Annotated in this window: 16 protein-coding genes; 10 read left to right on the top strand and 6 right to left on the bottom strand. The window is 63.9% G+C overall.

The window, feature by feature from the left end; translation table 11 throughout:
- The first annotated feature begins 21 nt into the window (after positions 1 to 21).
- From HWQ56_RS24315 to tldD, 5 genes are all read left to right on the top strand, one after another.
- Positions 22 to 627 (top strand): Maf family protein, encoded by a 606-nt coding sequence (locus HWQ56_RS24315; RefSeq protein WP_158155170.1) that lies wholly within the window; start codon positions 22 to 24, stop codon positions 625 to 627.
- A gap of 87 nt (positions 628 to 714) precedes the next feature.
- Positions 715 to 2,172, top strand: coding sequence for a ribonuclease G (gene rng, locus HWQ56_RS24310; protein WP_158155172.1), 1,458 nt, complete (start codon positions 715 to 717; stop codon positions 2,170 to 2,172).
- Between the two features lie 64 nt (positions 2,173 to 2,236).
- Positions 2,237 to 6,052, top strand: coding sequence for a YhdP family protein (locus HWQ56_RS24305; protein ID WP_176571961.1), 3,816 nt, complete (start codon positions 2,237 to 2,239; stop codon positions 6,050 to 6,052).
- 18 nt (positions 6,053 to 6,070) lie between these two features.
- Positions 6,071 to 6,922 carry a carbon-nitrogen hydrolase family protein gene (locus HWQ56_RS24300; protein ID WP_158155176.1) on the top strand — a complete coding sequence of 284 codons (852 nt, stop codon included), beginning with the start codon at positions 6,071 to 6,073 and terminating at the stop codon, positions 6,920 to 6,922.
- Positions 6,923 to 6,924: 2 nt separating this feature from the next.
- On the top strand, positions 6,925 to 8,367 hold the full coding sequence (tldD, locus tag HWQ56_RS24295) for a metalloprotease TldD (RefSeq protein WP_158155178.1): 1,443 nt from the start codon (positions 6,925 to 6,927) through the stop codon (positions 8,365 to 8,367).
- Between the two features lie 16 nt (positions 8,368 to 8,383).
- Here tldD and yjgA read toward each other — a convergent pair whose 3' ends face one another.
- Complete coding sequence (gene yjgA, locus HWQ56_RS24290) at positions 8,384 to 8,905, bottom strand: ribosome biogenesis factor YjgA (protein ID WP_158155180.1); 522 nt, start codon at positions 8,903 to 8,905, stop codon at positions 8,384 to 8,386.
- Positions 8,906 to 9,015: 110 nt separating this feature from the next.
- Between yjgA and pmbA the strand changes: the two genes are divergently transcribed.
- The 5 genes from pmbA (at position 9,016) to HWQ56_RS24265 (ending at position 13,385) form a co-directional block, all read left to right on the top strand.
- Positions 9,016 to 10,362, top strand: coding sequence for a metalloprotease PmbA (gene pmbA / locus HWQ56_RS24285; protein WP_158155182.1), 1,347 nt, complete (start codon positions 9,016 to 9,018; stop codon positions 10,360 to 10,362).
- 185 nt (positions 10,363 to 10,547) lie between these two features.
- Positions 10,548 to 10,943 carry a FagA protein gene (locus HWQ56_RS24280; protein ID WP_158155184.1) on the top strand — a complete coding sequence of 132 codons (396 nt, stop codon included), beginning with the start codon at positions 10,548 to 10,550 and terminating at the stop codon, positions 10,941 to 10,943.
- A complete protein-coding gene (locus HWQ56_RS24275) occupies positions 10,936 to 12,312 on the top strand; it encodes a class II fumarate hydratase (RefSeq protein ID WP_176571960.1) in 1,377 nt (458 codons plus the stop codon). The genes HWQ56_RS24280 and HWQ56_RS24275 overlap by 8 nt, the downstream gene beginning before the upstream one ends.
- A gap of 28 nt (positions 12,313 to 12,340) precedes the next feature.
- A complete protein-coding gene (locus tag HWQ56_RS24270) occupies positions 12,341 to 12,772 on the top strand; it encodes a hypothetical protein (RefSeq protein WP_158155188.1) in 432 nt (143 codons plus the stop codon).
- A gap of 1 nt (position 12,773) precedes the next feature.
- Positions 12,774 to 13,385 (top strand): superoxide dismutase, encoded by a 612-nt coding sequence (locus tag HWQ56_RS24265; RefSeq protein WP_158155190.1) that lies wholly within the window; start codon positions 12,774 to 12,776, stop codon positions 13,383 to 13,385.
- Between the two features lie 179 nt (positions 13,386 to 13,564).
- Here HWQ56_RS24265 and HWQ56_RS24260 read toward each other — a convergent pair whose 3' ends face one another.
- The 5 genes from HWQ56_RS24260 to HWQ56_RS24240 all read right to left on the bottom strand — a co-directional run bounded on the left by HWQ56_RS24260 (position 13,565) and on the right by HWQ56_RS24240 (position 17,107).
- Positions 13,565 to 13,840 carry an HPr family phosphocarrier protein gene (locus HWQ56_RS24260; RefSeq protein WP_158155192.1) on the bottom strand — a complete coding sequence of 92 codons (276 nt, stop codon included), beginning with the start codon at positions 13,838 to 13,840 and terminating at the stop codon, positions 13,565 to 13,567.
- 16 nt (positions 13,841 to 13,856) lie between these two features.
- The gene (gene rapZ, locus HWQ56_RS24255) at positions 13,857 to 14,714 is read right to left on the bottom strand and encodes an RNase adapter RapZ (RefSeq protein WP_176571959.1); all 858 of its coding nucleotides are present in this window, start codon (positions 14,712 to 14,714) and stop codon (positions 13,857 to 13,859) included.
- Positions 14,715 to 14,716: 2 nt separating this feature from the next.
- Positions 14,717 to 15,181 (bottom strand): PTS IIA-like nitrogen regulatory protein PtsN, encoded by a 465-nt coding sequence (gene ptsN, locus HWQ56_RS24250; RefSeq protein WP_158155196.1) that lies wholly within the window; start codon positions 15,179 to 15,181, stop codon positions 14,717 to 14,719.
- Between the two features lie 12 nt (positions 15,182 to 15,193).
- Positions 15,194 to 15,502: a ribosome hibernation-promoting factor, HPF/YfiA family gene (hpf, locus tag HWQ56_RS24245; RefSeq protein WP_008365312.1), complete on the bottom strand. Its 309-nt coding sequence runs from the start codon at positions 15,500 to 15,502 to the stop codon at positions 15,194 to 15,196.
- 108 nt (positions 15,503 to 15,610) lie between these two features.
- A complete protein-coding gene (locus HWQ56_RS24240) occupies positions 15,611 to 17,107 on the bottom strand; it encodes an RNA polymerase factor sigma-54 (RefSeq protein WP_158155198.1) in 1,497 nt (498 codons plus the stop codon).
- Between the last annotated feature and the right edge of the window lie 78 nt (positions 17,108 to 17,185).

The raw sequence follows: 17,185 nt of genomic DNA, 5'->3' as shown, positions 1-17,185 counted from the left end.
AACCGACAGGGAGACGTCTTGATGAATCCGCTTTACCTGGCCTCCGGCTCTCCCCGACGGCGCGAACTGCTCACCCAGATCGGCGTGGCGTTCACCCCCCTCAGTGCCTCCATCGACGAAACCCCGCTGCCGGGCGAGCCCGCGCCGGCCTATGTCGAGCGTCTCGCGCGCGACAAGGCCATGGCTGGGCTTGCCTTGCTGCGCGCCAGCGCCGGGCAGCCTGGCGGCGTGGTATTGGGGGCCGACACAGCCGTGGTGCTCGACGGTCGCATTCTTGGCAAACCGGTCGATGAGGCCGATGCCCTGGCCATGCTGGCGGCACTTTCTGGCCGCGAACATGAGGTGCTCACGGCCATCGCCGTGGTCGACGAGCAACGCTGCGAGGTGCGCAACGTCGCCAGCCGCGTGCGCTTTCGCCCCATCAGTGCCGAACAGGCCCACGCCTACTGGGCCAGTGGCGAGCCGCGGGACAAGGCAGGCGCCTACGCCATCCAGGGCCTGGCGGCAATATTCGTCGAAAGCCTGGCAGGCAGTTATTCTGCGGTAGTGGGCTTGCCCCTGTGCGAAACCGCAGACCTGTTGGGGCATTTCGGCATACCCTGTTGGCAGCATCTGCCGGCGCGCTGAGCCGCGCTGCCACAAGCAAGAATGGAAACGTCGACATTCTCGACGAAATCCATCATTTTCGCTGACTATCCTTGACGAGACCCTGCCATGAGTGAAGAGATCCTGATCAACATCACGCCGATGGAATCACGCGTGGCAGTGGTGGAAAACGGTGTGCTGCAGGAAGTGCATGTGGAGCGCACCCAGCGCCGCGGCATCGTCGGCAATATCTACAAGGGCAAGGTGGTACGGGTGCTGCCGGGCATGCAGGCAGCCTTCGTCGACATTGGCCTCGAGCGGGCGGCGTTCATCCATGCCTCGGAAATTTCCCTGCGCGAAGGTTCTGCGGTGGAGACCATCAGCGCCCTGGTGCACGAAGGCCAGAGCCTGGTGGTGCAGGTCACCAAGGACCCCATCGGCTCCAAGGGCGCGCGCCTGACCACGCAGTTGTCGATCCCGTCGCGGTACCTGGTGTACATGCCGCGCACCAGTCATGTCGGCATTTCCTTGAAGATCGAGGAAGAAGCCGAACGCGAACGCTTGAAGAAGGTGGTCAGCGACTGCGTGGCCCAGGAAGGCATCAAGGAAGCCGGTGGGTTCATCCTGCGCACCGCCGCCGAGGGGGCCGGTGCCGATGAAATCATGATGGACATCCGCTACCTGCGCCGGTTGTGGGACCAGATCGGGCTACAGATCAAGACCGTGGGCGCGCCAACGGAAATCTATGAAGACCTGGGCCTGGCCTTGCGCACGTTGCGCGACCTGGTCAGCCCCAAGATCGAGAAGATCCGCATCGACTCGCGGGAAACCTTCCAGAAAACCACGCAGTTCGTTGCCGAACTGATGCCCGAGATCGCCGATCGCCTGGAGCATTACCCAGGCGAGCGGCCGATCTTCGACCTGTATGGCGTGGAAGACGAGATTCAACGCGCCCTTGACCGCAAGGTGCCGCTCAAGTCCGGCGGTTACCTGGTGGTGGACCCTGCCGAGGCCATGACGACCATCGACGTCAACACCGGCGCCTTCGTCGGCCATCGCAACCTGGAAGAAACCATCTTCAAGACCAACCTGGAAGCGGCCACCGCCATCGCCCGGCAACTGCGGCTGCGCAATATCGGCGGCATCATCATCATCGACTTCATCGACATGGAAGACGAAGAGCACCAGCGCCAGGTGCTGCGCACTCTGGAAAAGCAACTGGAGCGCGACCACGCCAAGACCAACATCATCGGCATTACCGAACTGGGCCTGGTGCAGATGACTCGCAAGCGCACCCGCGAGAGCCTGGAACAGGTGCTGTGCGAGCCCTGCGTGAGCTGCCAGGGCCGCGGCAAGCTGAAGACCCCGGAGACGATCTGTTACGAGATTTTCCGTGAAATTCTTCGCGAGGCCCGCGCTTACCAGGCCGAAGGCTATAGAGTGTTGGCGAACCAGCGGGTGGTCGACCGCCTGCTGGATGAAGAATCGGGCAATGTGGCCGAACTGGAGGCTTTTATCGGGCGAACCATTCGCTTTCAGGTAGAGTCCATGTACTCCCAGGAACAATACGACGTGGTGCTGCTCTGATTTCGTTCACCCCTGCGTGGCTTGCGGCCACTGACCTCGCTGCCTGTGCCGGGAACCGTTGCCCATGGCGTCCGTGAGCCGTTTTCTCGGCGCACTGACCCGCTGGGGCCTGGGGCTGTGCGCCTTGGTGCTGGTGCTGGTGGCGCTGTACGTCAGCCTGGGGCGCCAGCTGGTGCCGTTGGTGGACCAATACCGTGATGACGTCCAGGACAAGGCCACCCAGGCCTTGGGCCTGCCCGTGAGCATCGGCAGCCTGGAAGGGCGCTGGAGCGGCATGGCGCCGGTGCTGTTGGCCCATGACGTGATGGTGGGCGAGGGCGACAGCGCCTTGCGCCTGGACCAGGTACGCGTGGTTCCGGCCTTGTGGGCCAGCCTGCGCAGCCGGCAGGTACGCTTGGCCCACCTGCTGGTCAGCGGCCTGCAACTGACTGCCGAGGAGGACCAGGATGGCAAGTGGTCCCTCAAGGGTGTGCCAGCCCAGAACGACGAGCCCATGGACCCGGGGCAGGTCCTCACCCGCTTGCAGCAAGTGGCCAAGGTGTCATTGCTCGACAGCCAGCTGACGCTGGAGCCCTACGACCGCGCCCCCCTGACCCTCACGTATGTCGGCGCCAGCCTGACCACCGGGTACAGCCGGCAGCGGCTCGACCTGCGCCTGACCCTGCCCGATGGCCAGCCGGTGGCCCTGAACCTGCGTACCCGCATTGACGCCGCCCATTGGCAGGACGCCGGGGTGCAGGCCTACCTGAGCCTGCCCCAGAGCGACTGGTCGCGCTGGCTGCCCCCGCAATGGCTGCAAAAATGGAAGGCCGACCAGCTCAAGGCTGGCGGCGAATTCTGGCTCGACTGGGACAAGGGGGCGCTGCAAAGCGCCGCTGTGCGCCTGAATGCGCCGACTCTTCAGGGTGCCTACGCCGACCGCAAGGCCACGCGCATCGATAACCTGGCCCTTGATGCCTGGTTCCAGCGCAACAGCGGCGGCTACGAGCTGACCGTCAACTCCCTGGCCTTGAGCCTGGGCAAGGCTCGCTGGGAGTCGCGCCTGCAACTGCGCGAAGCCGACGCCACCGACACTGCCCCGCAAAGCTACCACCTGCAGGCCGACCGCCTGGACCTGACGCCGATCACGCCGGTGCTGGACAGTCTGGTGCCCATTCCCGACAAGGTCGCCGCCGTTATCGACCAGCTGAAGGTGACCGGTGGGCTGCGCAACGTATTGCTCGACTATCGCCCGCAATCAACGGGGGATGACCGCCTGAGCTTTGCCGCGAACCTGGACAACGTCGGCTTCCAGGCCACCCATGGCGCGCCGGCCGCCGGCAGCGTCAGCGGTGCCGTCAGCGGCGACCTGGGCCATGGCGAACTACGCCTGGCCACCGATAAATTCATGCTGCACCTGGACCCCATTTTCGCCAACCCCTGGTACTACCACCAGGCCAACGCCCGCCTGGTCTGGACCCTCAACCACGACGGCTTCACCTTGGTGGCGCCGTACTTGAAGGTCAAGGGCGACGAGGGTGATATCGCCGGCGACTTCCTGATCCGCCTGCCGTTCTCCCCGGACGTGGAACCCTACATGGACCTGCGCGTCGGCCTTACCCACGGCGACGGTCGCTACACGGCCAAGTACTTGCCCCAGGTGCTGAGCCCGGCGGTAGACCACTGGCTGCGCACCGCCATCCTGGAAGGGGCCGTGGACCAGGGTTACTTCCAGTACCAGGGCTCGCTCAGCCATGCGGCGCCGGACCACGCCCGCAGCATCACCCTGTATTTCAAGGTGCACGATGCCCGCCTGGCGTTCCAGCCCGGTTGGCCGGAAGTGTCGAAGGTAGCGGGGGATGTGTTCATCCAGGACGGCGACGTGCGCATCCAGGCCAGCAAGGGCCAATTGCTGGGCACCCAGGTCAGCGATGTGCAGGTGACCGTGCCCCATGTACCGGCCGACCAGCATTCGCATTTGTACGTGAAGGGGGGCTTCGACGGCACCCTGGGCGACGGTATCAAAATTCTCCAGGACGCACCCATCGGCACCGGGCCTATTTTCGCTGGTTGGCAGGGCACCGGCCCGCTCACTGGCAACCTCAACCTGGATATCCCCTTGGTCAAGGGCGAAGAACCGAAGGTCGTGGTGGACTTCAAGACCGAAGGTGCGGACCTCAAGATCAAGGAGCCGGCCCTGGACCTGAGCCAGCTCAAGGGTGATTTTCGCTTCGACTACGACAAGGGCCTCAGCGGCCAGGGCATCACTGCCCAGGCGTTCGACAAGCCAGTGAGCGCGCAGATCTTCGCCGAAGGCAAGCCAGGCAGCCCGCTGACCCGCATCACGGCCAAGGGCAGCATCGCCCTGCAACGCCTGACCGATTGGCTGCAGGTGACGGCCAAACTGCCGGCCTCGGGCGAATTGCCCTACCAGTTGCAGGTCGCCCTGGGCGGCAGCAATAGCCAGTTGAGCATCAAGAGTGACCTCAAGGGCCTGGCCATCGATCTGCCTGCGCCTTTCGGCAAGGCCGCCACGGACAGCCGGGATACCCAATTCCAGATGAACCTGCAAGGGCCCGACCGTCGTATCGACGTCAGTTACGCTGATCTCGCCACGTTGGGCTACCTGGCGCCGGGCGGCAAGCTGGCCGATGGCCGCGGTGAATTGCTGTTGGGCAAGGGCACGCCACAACTGCCTGCCGACAAGGGGCTGCGCGTGCGCGGCAGCCTGGACAGCCTGGATGTCACGCCGTGGAAGGCCCAGGTAGACCGCTACGCCGGTGACGATCCGGGCGGCAGCGCGCGGCAGGCGCTCAACAGCGTCGACCTGAAGATCGGCAAGATCACCGGTTTTGGCTTCGACCTCGACCAGGCCCGCGTGCTGCTCAACCGCAGTGCCAGTGCCTGGAACCTGTCGGTGGACAGCCAGCAGCTCAACGGGACCGCCAGCCTGCCCGACGCCAAGGGCGTGCCGATCCTGGTGGACATGCAGTCCGTGCGCCTGCCCGCTCCCGACCCCAAGGCCGTGACCGACGAAAACGCCCCGGACCCGCTGGCTTCCGTCGACCCACGCAAAATTCCCGCCGTGGACGTGAAGATCCTCAAGCTGTACCAGGGCAATGACCTGATGGGCGCCTGGGCGCTGAAAATTCGCCCCAACGGCAAGGGCATCGCCCTCAAGGACCTGGACCTGGGTCTCAAGGGCATCAGCCTGGTGGGCCAGGGCAGTTGGGAGGGTGCCCCGGGGGCATCGGCCAGTTGGCTGAAGGGTAACCTCAAGGGCAAGAACCTGGCTGACGTGCTCAAGGCCTGGGGCTACGCGCCCAGCACCACCAGCCAGAACTTCGAACTGAATGTCGATGGCAGCTGGCCGGGCTCGCCCGCGTGGGCCGCGCTCAAGCGTTTCTCCGGCAGCCTGGACGCTACCCTCAACCGTGGCCAGTTCGTCGAAGTGGAGGGCGGGGCCCAGGCGCTGCGGGTATTTGGCCTGCTCAACTTCAACTCCATCGGGCGACGCCTGCGCCTGGACTTTTCCGACCTGGTGGACAAAGGGTTGAGCTACGACCGGGTCAAGGGCCTGCTGGTGGCCAGCAATGGGGTGTTCGTCACCCGCGAGCCGATCACCATGACCGGGCCATCCACCAACCTTGAGCTCAACGGCACCCTGGACATGAACCAGGACCGCGTCGATGCCAAGCTGCTGGTCACCTTGCCGGTGACCACCAACCTGCCGATCGCCGCCTTGCTGGTGGGCGCCCCGGCGGTTGGCGGCGCGCTGTTTCTGGTCGACAAGCTGCTGGGCGATCGCGTGGCGCGCTTCGCCAGTGTGCAATACAAGGTCGAAGGACCGTGGAAAGAGCCTAAGATTACGTTCGACAAGCCTTTCCAGAAAGCAAACTGACAGAAGCAGGAGCCCGTCATGTCCTTGGCAGTGATTCAAATGGTCAGCCAGAGCGATATCCTGGCCAACTTGGCCAGCGCGCGTCGCCTGTTGGAACAGGCCGCCGCCGGTGGCGCCAAGCTGGCGGTGTTGCCGGAGAATTTCTCGGCCTTGGGCCGTCGCGACAGCGCCGAAACAGGTCGCAACGAAGCCCTTGGTCAGGGCCCGATCCTGCCATGGTTGAAACAGGCGGCTCGTGACCTCAACTTATGGATAGTGGCCGGCACCTTGCCTTTGCCGCCCCTGGGCCAGCCCGAGGCGAAGGTGCGCGCCTGTTCGCTGTTGGTCGATGACCAGGGCCAGGAAGTGGCCCGCTACGACAAGCTGCACCTGTTCGATGTGGACGTGGCCGACAGCCGTGGCCGCTACCGTGAGTCGGACGACTATGCTCATGGTCAGGACGTCGTGGTCGCGCAAACGCCGGTAGGGCGCCTGGGGCTGACGGTGTGTTATGACCTGCGCTTTCCCGAGCTGTACAGCGAGCTGCGCAAGGCCGGGGCCGAGCTGATCACCGCGCCCTCGGCCTTCACGGCGGTGACCGGGGCGGCGCACTGGGAAGTGCTGATTCGCGCCCGTGCCATCGAAACCCAGTGCTACGTCCTGGCGGCGGCCCAGGGCGGCACCCACCCAGGGCCGCGCGAGACCTACGGGCACGCGGCCATCGTCGATCCGTGGGGGCGCATCGTCGCCGAACAGGATCAGGGCGAAGCCGTGCTGCTGGCCGAACGTGACAGCAGCGAACAGGCGTCCATACGGGCGCGGATGCCGGTGGCCAGTCACCGGCGCTTTTTCTCGCAGGGCGCCACGCGGCCTGCGTCTATCGCGGAGTAATTATGAGCGAGATGTTATCCACCGTCAGTGAACACCTGCTGGCCCCCGGCGGCTTGACGCTGGACAGCCTGCAATCGGTGCTGGGCGAACTCGCCGGGCCAGGTATCGACGCTGCTGACCTGTATTTCCAGGGGCAGATTTCCGAGTCCTGGTCGCTGGAAGACGGCATCGTCAAGGAAGGCAGTTTCAACCTCGACCAGGGCGTGGGCGTGCGTGCCCAGTCCGGCGAGAAAACCGGTTTCGCCTACAGCAATACCATCAACCAGGACGCCCTGCTGCAAGCGGCGCGGGCGGCCCGTTCGATTTCCCGGGCCGGCCAGAACGGCCGCGTGCAAGCGTTCAGCAGCCAGGACGTGGCGCAGCTCTATGCCCCTGACAACCCCCTGGACGTGCTGACCCGCGCCGAGAAGGTCGAGTTGCTCAAGCGCGTCGATATCGCCACCCGCGCCCTGGACCCGCGTATCCAGCAGGTCAGCGTGAGCATGGCTGGCGTGTGGGAGCGTATTCTGGTGGCCGCCGCCGACGGCAGCCTGGCCGCCGATGTGCGGCCGCTGGTGCGCTTCAACGTCAGCGTGATCGTCGAGCACAACGGCCGGCGCGAGCGCGGCGGCCATGGTGGTGGCGGGCGTACCGACTACCGTTACTTCCTGCAGGAAGACCGCGCCATGGGCTATGCCCGCGAAGCCTTGCGCCAGGCACTGGTGAACCTGGAAGCCATTCCGGCGCCGGCGGGCACCTTGCCAGTGGTCCTGGGCTCGGGCTGGTCTGGTGTGCTGCTGCATGAAGCCGTGGGCCACGGCCTGGAAGGTGACTTCAACCGCAAGGGCAGCTCCAACTACAGCGGCCGCATGGGCGAGATGGTGGCCTCCAAGCTGTGCACCATTGTCGATGACGGGACCCTGGCCGGCCGTCGTGGCTCGCTGAGCGTGGACGACGAGGGGACCCCAACCCAATGCACCACGCTGATCGAGAACGGCGTGCTCACGGGCTACATGCAGGACAAGCTCAACGCCCGACTGATGGGCATGGCCGCGACCGGCAACGGCCGCCGCGAGTCCTATGCGCACCTGCCTATGCCGCGCATGACCAATACCTACATGCTCGGTGGCGAAAGCGACCCGGCCGAGATCATCGCGTCGGTGAAGCGCGGCATCTATTGCGCCAACCTGGGTGGCGGGCAGGTGGACATCACCAGCGGCAAGTTCGTGTTCTCCACCAGCGAGGCCTACCTGATCGAGGACGGCAAGATCACCGCCCCGGTCAAGGGTGCGACCTTGATCGGCAACGGCCCGGAGGCCATGAGCAAGGTGTCGATGGTGGGTAACGACCTGTCGCTGGACAGCGGCGTGGGTACCTGCGGGAAGGACGGCCAGTCAGTGCCGGTGGGCGTGGGCCAGCCGACGCTGAAGATTGACGCGATCACGGTCGGGGGCACAGGCGCCTGACGGCGCCTGCAGTTGCTCAGCGCAGTCCGCGCTGAGTCTCGTCCAGCTCGCGGATGTATTTGAAGATCTTGCGAGTGGCCGCTGGTGGCTTGTTTTGCGCGGTTTCGTGCTGAGCCTGGCGGATCAGCTGGCGCAGGTGCTGGCGATCGGCGTCCGGGTACTCGTTGACGAACTTCTCCAGAACTTCGTCATTGCCCGTCACCAGGCGGTCGCGCCAGCGCTCGAGGTTGTGGAAACGTTCGTTGTACTGGCGAGTGGAGGCATCGAGTTGATCGAGCAGTTGCAGGATCGCAGCCGTGTCCTGGTCGCGCATCAGCCGGCCAATGAACAGGATATGCCGCTTGCGCGCGATGTTGGCGGTGTGCTTCGGCGCTTCGGCCAAGGCACGGCGCAAACCGTCGGTCAACGGCAGCTTGGCCAGTACATCGGCCTTGAGTGTGGTCAGGCGCTCGCCGAGGTCAACCAGCGCGTGCAGCTCGCGTTTGACCTGAGTTTTGCTTTTTCCCTCGTCGAGGGAGTCGTCGTAAGAATCAACCATGGGGGCAGTCCGCTAATAAACGCCGCCATGATAACCAGTCAGGGGCCGCTTGTCCGGCCCGGTCGTAGCTTGACCCCCCTGACGAACGCAGAATTTGAGTGGAGAACACCATGAACGCAATTCAAAGCGTCGGTCCCGCGGCACTGCCGGCCCTGCAGGAGCAGGTCGAACAGATCGTCGCCGAAGCCAAGCGCCAGGGTGCCAGTGCCTGTGAAGTGGCGGTTTCGCTGGAACAGGGCTTGTCGACCTCGGTGCGCCAGCGCGAAGTGGAAACCGTGGAGTTCAACCGCGACCAGGGTTTCGGCATTACCTTGTATGTAGGCCAGCGCAAAGGCTCGGCCAGCACGTCGGCCAGCGGCCCGGACGCTATCCGTGAAACCGTGGCGGCGGCGCTGGCCATCGCCAAGCATACCTCCGAAGACGAGGCTTCCGGCCTGGCCGACGCCAGCCTGATGGCCCGTGACCTGCCGGACTTCGACCTGTACCACGCCTGGGACATCAGCCCCGAACAGGCCATCGAGCGTGCCCTGGCCTGCGAGGCCGCCGCGTTCGATGCCGATCCACGCATCAAGAACGCCGATGGCACCACGCTGAGCAGCCACCAGGGCTGCCGTGTATACGGCAACAGCCATGGTTTCATCGGCGGATACGCATCGACCCGTCACAGCCTCAGTTGCGTAATGATCGCCGAAGCTGACGGCCAGATGCAGCGCGATTACTGGTACGACGTCAACCGTCAGGGTGAACTGCTGGCCGATGCCAGCAGTATCGGCCTGCGCGCCGCGCAACGGGCTGCCAGCCGCCTGGGCGCCCGCCCGGTGCCTACCTGCGAAGTGCCAGTGCTGTTCAGCGCCGAACTGGCGGGGGGGCTGTTCGGTAGCTTCCTGGGGGCCATTTCCGGTGGCAACCTGTACCGCAAATCGTCTTTCCTGGAAGGCGCCATGGGCCAGGTACTGTTCCCGGAGTGGTTGACCCTGGATGAGCGCCCGCACCTGCAACGCGCCATGGGCAGCGCCGCCTTCGACGGCGACGGCCTCGCCACCTACGCCAAGCCGTTCGTCGAAAATGGCCGGTTGGTGTCCTACGTGCTCAGCACCTACTCGGGCCGCAAACTGGGCCTGCCGAGCACCGCCAACGCCGGCGGCGTACACAACCTGTTCGTCACCCACGGCGACCAGGACCAGGCGGCGCTGATCAAGCAGATGGGCCGTGGCCTGCTGGTGACCGAGCTGATGGGCCACGGCCTGAACATGGTCACGGGCGATTATTCCCGCGGTGCGGCGGGCTTCTGGGTGGAAAATGGTGAAATCCAGTTCCCGGTGCAGGAAGTGACCATTGCCGGCAACATGAAGGACATGTTCCGCCAGATCGTCGCCATTGGCAGCGACCTGGAGTTGCGCAGCAACGTGCGCACTGGCTCGGTGTTGATCGAAAGGATGACCGTGGCGGGTAGCTGACACCGCATCGTTCTTTTCCCGAGCTTCGCCCGGTCCACAGGGGAATTGCGTGGAGCCAGGTGAAGGCTCCACTCCACAACTGAAGGCGTGTCGCTTGCCCAGCGACAGGCCTTTTTTGTTTGTGCTTGTCTTGATTCCCATTATCACTTAATAATAAATATCATTATCGCCATGAGGCCGCGTCGATGAAGTCTGCCGTTCAAGAACAGTCCTACCTGGAAAACTGGCGCTGGTTAAGCCGGCAGATCCGTTGCGCACTGAGTCCGAACGATCCGCGCATCATCGAAGACTACATGGCCGAAGGCCGTTTTCTCATCAGTTGCGGTGCCGCCAGCGCCTGGACCGTGGCGCGCACGGCCTTCCGCCTGCTGCTGGACACCGCCACCGACCCCGCATTGCCCTGGCACTGGCGTTGCCTGTGCCTTGACCAGGCCTACCGCCCCTTGCGCGACATGCGCCTGGCCGCGCGCAACGCCGAACACCTGCAACTGTGGCACCAGCACGGACGGCAACTGGCCGTGTGCACGCTGGAGCCATCGATTTCCTTTTCCGATCTGCTGCAAGGACATCCCGATGAGTAATACCCGAATCGAGCGTGACAGCATGGGCGAACTGCAGGTGCCGGAGGCGGCCCTCTACGGAGCCCAGACCCAGCGCGCGGTGGATAACTTCCCGATCAGCCAGCAACGCATGCCTACCCAGTTCATTCGCGCCCTGGTCCTGGCCAAGGCTGCGGCGGCCAAGGCCAACGTCGAGCTCGAACAGATCAGCGCCGCCCAGGGCGATGCCATCGTCCAGGCCTGCCAGCAATTGTTGCGCGAAGACTTCATGCAGCATTTCCCGGTGGATATCTTCCAGACCGGGTCCGGCACCAGCTCGAACATGAACGCCAACGAAGTGATCGCCACCCTGGCTACCCGACACCTGGGCGAGACGGTGAACCCCAACGATCACGTCAACTGCGGCCAGAGCAGCAACGACATCATTCCCACCACCATCCACGTCAGCGCGGCCCTGGCCCTGCACGAGCAGCTGTTGCCGGCGCTGGAGCACCTGGTGCAGGTGCTCGATCGCAAGGCCGAGCAGGTACATGCCTACGTGAAAACCGGGCGTACCCACCTGATGGACGCCATGCCCGTGCGTCTCAGCCAGGTGCTCAACGGCTGGTCGGCGCAGATCCGCGCCAATATCGGCCACCTGCGTGGCTTGCTGCCCAGCCTGCAAGCGTTGGCCCAGGGCGGCACCGCAGTGGGCACCGGCATCAATGCCCACCCGCAGTTCGCCGGGCGTTTCAGCCACCAACTGAGCCTGCTGACCGGTGTCGAATTCACCCAGGGCGAGAACCTGTTCGCCTTGATCGGCTCCCAGGACACCGCCGTGGCCGTTTCCGGCCAGCTCAAGGGCACGGCCGTGTCGCTGATGAAAATCGCCAACGACCTGCGCTGGATGAACTCCGGCCCGCTGGCCGGCCTGGGCGAGATCGAGCTGGAAGGCCTGCAGCCGGGCTCTTCGATCATGCCCGGCAAGGTCAACCCGGTAATCCCGGAAGCCACCGCCATGGTCGCTGCCCAGGTCATCGGCAACGACACCACCATCGCGGTGGCGGGGCAGTCGGGTAACTTCGAGCTCAACGTGATGTTGCCCATCATTGCCCAGAACCTTTTGTCGAGCATCGAGCTGATGGCCAATGCCAGCCGCCTGTTGGCCGACAAAGCCATTGCCAGCTTCAAGGTCAACGAGGCCAAGCTCAAGGAAGCCTTGTCGCGCAACCCCATTCTGGTCACGGCGTTGAACCCGATCATCGGCTACCTCAAGGCCGCCGAGATCGCCAAGACCGCCTACAAGGAAGGCCGCCCGATCATCGACGTGGCCTTGGAGCACACGGATTTGTCGCGCAGCCAGCTGGAAACCCTGCTGGACCCGGAAAAGCTCACTGCCGGCGGCATCTGACCGCCGTTCACCGTTTCGGAGGCACACCATGCAGCACTGGAAACGCACCATCGAAATGGCCAACGCCTGCTTTGCCCGGGGCGAACTGGTCGATGCGCGAGAGCTGTACCTGCAAGCTCTGGCGCTGGCCCAGGTGTTGTTCGAACGCTGGGCGGATGTCGACGAGGCGGTGGCGGCCTGCGTGATTTCCCATCACAACCTGGCCGACCTGCACCTGCGCCTGATGCAGCCGGAGGAGAGCGCCGAATACCTGTGCGCCATTCACCAGCGCCTGCTCCAGGCCGCCCAGGACCCCCGGTTGACGCCTGCGCTGCGTGAAGCCGCGTTACGCCACAGCAGCAAGACCTACGCCGAGTTGCTGGCTTTCATCAGCGAGCATGGCGAGTACCCGCGTACCAGCCGGCTGTTGTTTGGCCAGGAGCAACGGGGCCAGACGGCCCCTCACTATGGAGTTCACTGAAATGCCTTATACCTTGCCTGCGCTGCCTTACGCCTATGATGCCCTGGAACCGCACATCGATGCGGCGACCATGGAGATTCACTACACCAAGCACCACCAGACGTACATCAACAACCTCAACGCCGCCGTCGAAGGCACCGAGTATGCCGAGTGGCCCATCGAGAAGCTGGTGGGCAGCGTCAAGCAGCTGCCTGAGAAACTGCAAGGGGCGGTCATCAACCAGGGCGGCGGCCATGCCAACCATTCGCTGTTCTGGGAGGTGATGGCGCCCAAGGGCGGCGGCCAGCCCCAGGGCACCGTGGCCCAGGCCATCGACAAGGAGCTGGGTGGTTTCGATGCCTTCAAGGAGGCCTTCACCAAGGCCGCGCTGACTCGTTTCGGCAGCGGCTGGGCGTGGCTGAGCGTCACCCCGCAGAAGAAGCTGGTCGTGGAAAGCAGCGGCAACCAGGACAGCCCATTGATGAGCGGCAACACGCCTATCCTTGGCCTGGACGTCTGGGAGCATGCCTATTACCTGAAGTACCAGAACCGTCGCCCTGAATACATCAACGCTTTCTACAACGTGGTCAACTGGGCCGAAGTAGAGCGTCGCTACCGGGCTGCCATTGCCTGATGAACCGGCGCATGGTGTTGACGCGCTTGCGGTTGCTGTTGGGCAGTGCGCTATTGCTGGCGGGCGCGGCGATCATCGTCACCGAAGCGCTGGCACGGTTTGCGCCGTTGTAGAGCCGGGAGCGCTGTACGAAGAAGCCCGGCACTAGGCCGGGCTTCTTGCTGAGCGGGGCAGGGCGGTCATTCGCCCTCGTCGAACTTGTTGTTGATCAGTTCGACAATCGCCGCCATGGCTTCTTCCTGTTGCGCACCTTCGGTCTGCAAGTGCACCTGGGTACCTTTGCCGGCCGCGAGCATCATCACGGCCATGATGCTCTTGCCGTCGATTAGGCTCTCGGGGTTGCGGCCTATGCGTACCTGGCAATCAGGAAACTTACCGGCGACGCCGACGAACTTGGCCGCCGCGCGAGCATGCAGGCCGAGCTTGTTGATGATTTCGATTTCACGAGCGGGCATCGCGGTGGGGGTCCTTTCAACTGAGGTCGCGGTGGCGAACCTGAACGTTCTTGAGCGTCTGCTGCAAGGCCTGGCCCAGGCGTTCGGTGATGTACACCGAACGATGGTGCCCGCCGGTGCAGCCGATGGCAACGGTGACATAGGCGCGGTTGCTGGCGGCGAAGCGCGGCAACCACTTTTGCAGGTAGCTGGCGATGTCCTGGTACATCTCTTCCACGTCCGGCTGGGCCGCCAGGTAGTCGATGACCGGTTGTTCGAGCCCGGAGTGGTCGCGAAGCTCGGGCTTCCAGTACGGGTTGGGCAGGCAGCGCACGTCGAACACCAGGTCAGCGTCCACCGGCATGCCACGCTTGAACCCGAACGATTCGATCAGGAACGCGGTGCCCGGCTCGGGCTTGTTCAGCAGTCGCAACTTCAGGGAGTCGCGCAGCTGGTAGAGATTCAGATGGGTGGTGTTGATCTTCAGGTCGGCCAGGTCGGCGATCGGGCTGAGCAGGTCGGTTTCCACTCGAATCGCCTCGGCCAGCGAGCGCGAGGTGTTGCTCAGGGGGTGGCGCCGCCGGGTTTCGGAGAAGCGCTTGAGCAGGGTTTCTTCATCAGCGTCCAGGTACAGCACGTCACACTGGATGTGCTTGTCCCGTGCTTCCTGCAACAGCTGCGGGAAACGCGACAGGTCACTGGGCAGGTTGCGGGCATCGATGGACACGGCGACCAGCGGCTGGGCCAGCTCGGTGCGTACCAACGCGCGCTCTGCCAGCTCTGGCAGAAGCCCGGCCGGCAAGTTGTCGATGCAGTAGAAGCCGTTGTCTTCCAGCACATCCAGGGCCGTGCTCTTGCCCGAGCCGGAGCGACCGCTGACGATGATCAGGCGCATGGTCAATGACCTTTCTGTTCGTCCAGAACCACTTGATAGAGGGCTTCGCTGCTCTTGGCCGAGCGCAGGTGCTCGCGCACGTCGGCGCGATCGAGCATGCCGGCGATCTGGCTGAGCAACGCCAGGTGCTCGTTGGTGGCTTCCTGGGGGACCAGCAGCACGAAGACCAGGTCGACCGGCGCGCCGTCGATGGCGTCATAGTCGATCTTGTGTTCCAGGTGCAGCAGGGCGCTGACCGGCGATTTCAGGCCGGGCAGGCGGCAATGGGGAATGGCGATGCCGTTGCCAAAACCGGTGGAACCGAGTTTTTCACGGGCAATCAGGCTGTCGAAGACCACCTGCATCTCCAGGCCCGGCACTTCGCGGGCAAAGAGGGTGGCGATGGTTTCGATGGCTTTCTTTTTACTGCCGCCCGGCACGTTCACCAGGGAACGGCCGGGGGTCAGGATCTGTTGAAGTTGGGTCATGAGTGGGGAGGGTCAGCGGGCAGTCGCGCCTTGCAGCAGACTCTGCTGTTTTTCCTTATGCTTTTTGAGTTGGCGGTCAAGCTTGTCGGTGAGCAGGTCGATGGCCGCGTACATGTCGTCATGCTCCGCGTTGGCCACTACCTCACCGCCGGGTACGCGCAGGGTGGCCTCGATTTTCTGTTTCAGCTTCTCGACCTCCATGATGACCTGCACGTTGGTGATCTTGTCGAAATGGCGCTCCAATCGGTCCAGTTTCTCACCGATGTAAGTGCGCATGGCGTCGGTCACAACCAGTTGATGTCCACTGATGTTGACTTGCATACCGCTTTCTCCTTATTGCCAGTGCATAAAGAGACAGGTCGGATAACCTGCCACTGGAACGCTGTGGCTCATCTGGTGCCCACCGGCGGCGCTCGCGCGCCGCCAGGATCACATCAACCGCTTGCGTTCGCTGGACGGCGCGATCCCGAGGGATTCACGGTATTTGGCGACGGTGCGGCGGGCTACCTGGATGCCTTGTGCCTCCAGTAAACCAGCGATCTTGCTGTCACTCAATGGCTTTTTCTGATTTTCGGCGGCAACCAGTTTCTTGATGATCGCGCGAATGGCCGTGGACGAGCATTCACCGCCTTCGGAGGTGCTGACGTGGCTGGAGAAAAAGTATTTCAGCTCATAGATGCCGCGCGGCGTGTGCATGTATTTCTGCGTGGTCACCCGTGAAATGGTCGACTCGTGCATGCCTACCGCCTCGGCGATATCGTGCAGCACCAGGGGCTTCATCGCCTCGTCGCCATAGTCGAGGAAGCCACGCTGGTGCTCGACGATCTGGCTGGCCACCTTCATCAGGGTTTCGTTGCGGCTTTGCAGGCTCTTGATGAACCAGCGTGCTTCCTGTAGCTGGTTGCGCATGAAGGTGTTGTCGGCACTGGTGTCAGCGCGGCGCACGAAGCCGGCGTATTGCGGGTTGACCCGCAGGCGTGGCACCGCTTCCTGGTTCAGTTCCACCAGCCAGCGGTCGTTGTCCTTGCGCACGATGACATCCGGCACCACGTATTCGGCTTCGGTGGACTCGATCTGCGAGCCCGGGCGCGGGTTGAGGCTCTGCACCAGCTCGATGACCTGGCGCAGTTCGTCTTCCTTGAGCTTCATGCGCCGCATCAACTGGCTGTAGTCGCGGCTGCCCAGCAGGTCGATGTACTCGGCCACCAGGCGCTGGGCTTCAGCCAGCCAGGGGGTCTTGGCGGGCATCTGGCGCAACTGCAGCAGCAGGCATTCGCTCAGGTCGCGGGCACCGATGCCGGCCGGCTCGAACTGCTGGATGCGGTGCAGCACGGCCTCGACTTCGTCCAGCTCGATGTCGAGCTCGGGGTCGAAGGAGTCACAAATTTCCTGCAAGGTCTCATCCAGGTAACCCTGGTTGTTGATGCAGTCGATCAGGGTGACAGCGATCAGCCGGTCGGTGTCGGACATGGGCGCCAGGTTCAGTTGCCACAGCAGATGGCTCTGCAGGCTCTCGCCGGCCGACGTGCGAGTGGTGAAATCCCATTCGTCATCATCATTGCTGGGCAAGCTGCTTGCGCTGGTCTGGTAGATGTCTTCCCAGGCGGTATCGACGGGAAGCTCATTGGGAATGCGCTCGCTCCATTCGCCGTCTTCGAGGTTGTCGACGGTGGGGGCGGTGGTCTCCTGGTAGCTGGGCTCCTGGATTTCCGGCGTGACCTGCTGCTCGGCCTTGTCGGCCATCGGGTCGCTGTTGTCGAAATCGTCGCCTTCTTCCTGGCGCTCGAGCATGGGGTTGGATTCCAGGGCCTCCTGGATTTCCTGCTGGAGGTCCAGGGTGGAGAGCTGGAGGAGGCGGATGGCCTGTTGCAACTGCGGGGTCATCGTCAGTTGCTGGCCCATTCTTAGGACGAGCGATGGTTTCATGGCAGGGGCTTAACACCTTATTCGCCGGCGCAGAGCGCCATCCACTACAGGGCGCCGAGGCTCTCGGCTTTTGTCGTA

Source organism: Pseudomonas eucalypticola, assembly GCF_013374995.1.
Classification (GTDB): domain Bacteria; phylum Pseudomonadota; class Gammaproteobacteria; order Pseudomonadales; family Pseudomonadaceae; genus Aquipseudomonas; species Aquipseudomonas eucalypticola.
This window is presented reverse-complemented; position numbering and strand designations above follow the sequence as displayed.

Bases quoted from the DNA above. Each gene is read 5' to 3' on its own strand.
- HWQ56_RS24315 (WP_158155170.1), top strand. From the start codon at position 22: ATGAATCCGCTTTACCTGGCCTCCGGCTCTCCCCGACGGCGCGAACTG.
- rng (WP_158155172.1), top strand. From the start codon at position 715: ATGAGTGAAGAGATCCTGATCAACATCACGCCGATGGAATCACGCGTG.
- HWQ56_RS24305 (WP_176571961.1), top strand. From the start codon at position 2,237: ATGGCGTCCGTGAGCCGTTTTCTCGGCGCACTGACCCGCTGGGGCCTG.
- HWQ56_RS24300 (WP_158155176.1), top strand. From the start codon at position 6,071: ATGTCCTTGGCAGTGATTCAAATGGTCAGCCAGAGCGATATCCTGGCC.
- tldD (WP_158155178.1), top strand. From the start codon at position 6,925: ATGAGCGAGATGTTATCCACCGTCAGTGAACACCTGCTGGCCCCCGGC.
- yjgA (WP_158155180.1), bottom strand. From the start codon at position 8,905: ATGGTTGATTCTTACGACGACTCCCTCGACGAGGGAAAAAGCAAAACT.
- pmbA (WP_158155182.1), top strand. From the start codon at position 9,016: ATGAACGCAATTCAAAGCGTCGGTCCCGCGGCACTGCCGGCCCTGCAG.
- HWQ56_RS24280 (WP_158155184.1), top strand. From the start codon at position 10,548: ATGAAGTCTGCCGTTCAAGAACAGTCCTACCTGGAAAACTGGCGCTGG.
- HWQ56_RS24275 (WP_176571960.1), top strand. From the start codon at position 10,936: ATGAGTAATACCCGAATCGAGCGTGACAGCATGGGCGAACTGCAGGTG.
- HWQ56_RS24270 (WP_158155188.1), top strand. From the start codon at position 12,341: ATGCAGCACTGGAAACGCACCATCGAAATGGCCAACGCCTGCTTTGCC.
- HWQ56_RS24265 (WP_158155190.1), top strand. From the start codon at position 12,774: ATGCCTTATACCTTGCCTGCGCTGCCTTACGCCTATGATGCCCTGGAA.
- HWQ56_RS24260 (WP_158155192.1), bottom strand. From the start codon at position 13,840: ATGCCCGCTCGTGAAATCGAAATCATCAACAAGCTCGGCCTGCATGCT.
- rapZ (WP_176571959.1), bottom strand. From the start codon at position 14,714: ATGCGCCTGATCATCGTCAGCGGTCGCTCCGGCTCGGGCAAGAGCACG.
- ptsN (WP_158155196.1), bottom strand. From the start codon at position 15,181: ATGACCCAACTTCAACAGATCCTGACCCCCGGCCGTTCCCTGGTGAAC.
- hpf (WP_008365312.1), bottom strand. From the start codon at position 15,502: ATGCAAGTCAACATCAGTGGACATCAACTGGTTGTGACCGACGCCATG.
- HWQ56_RS24240 (WP_158155198.1), bottom strand. From the start codon at position 17,107: ATGAAACCATCGCTCGTCCTAAGAATGGGCCAGCAACTGACGATGACC.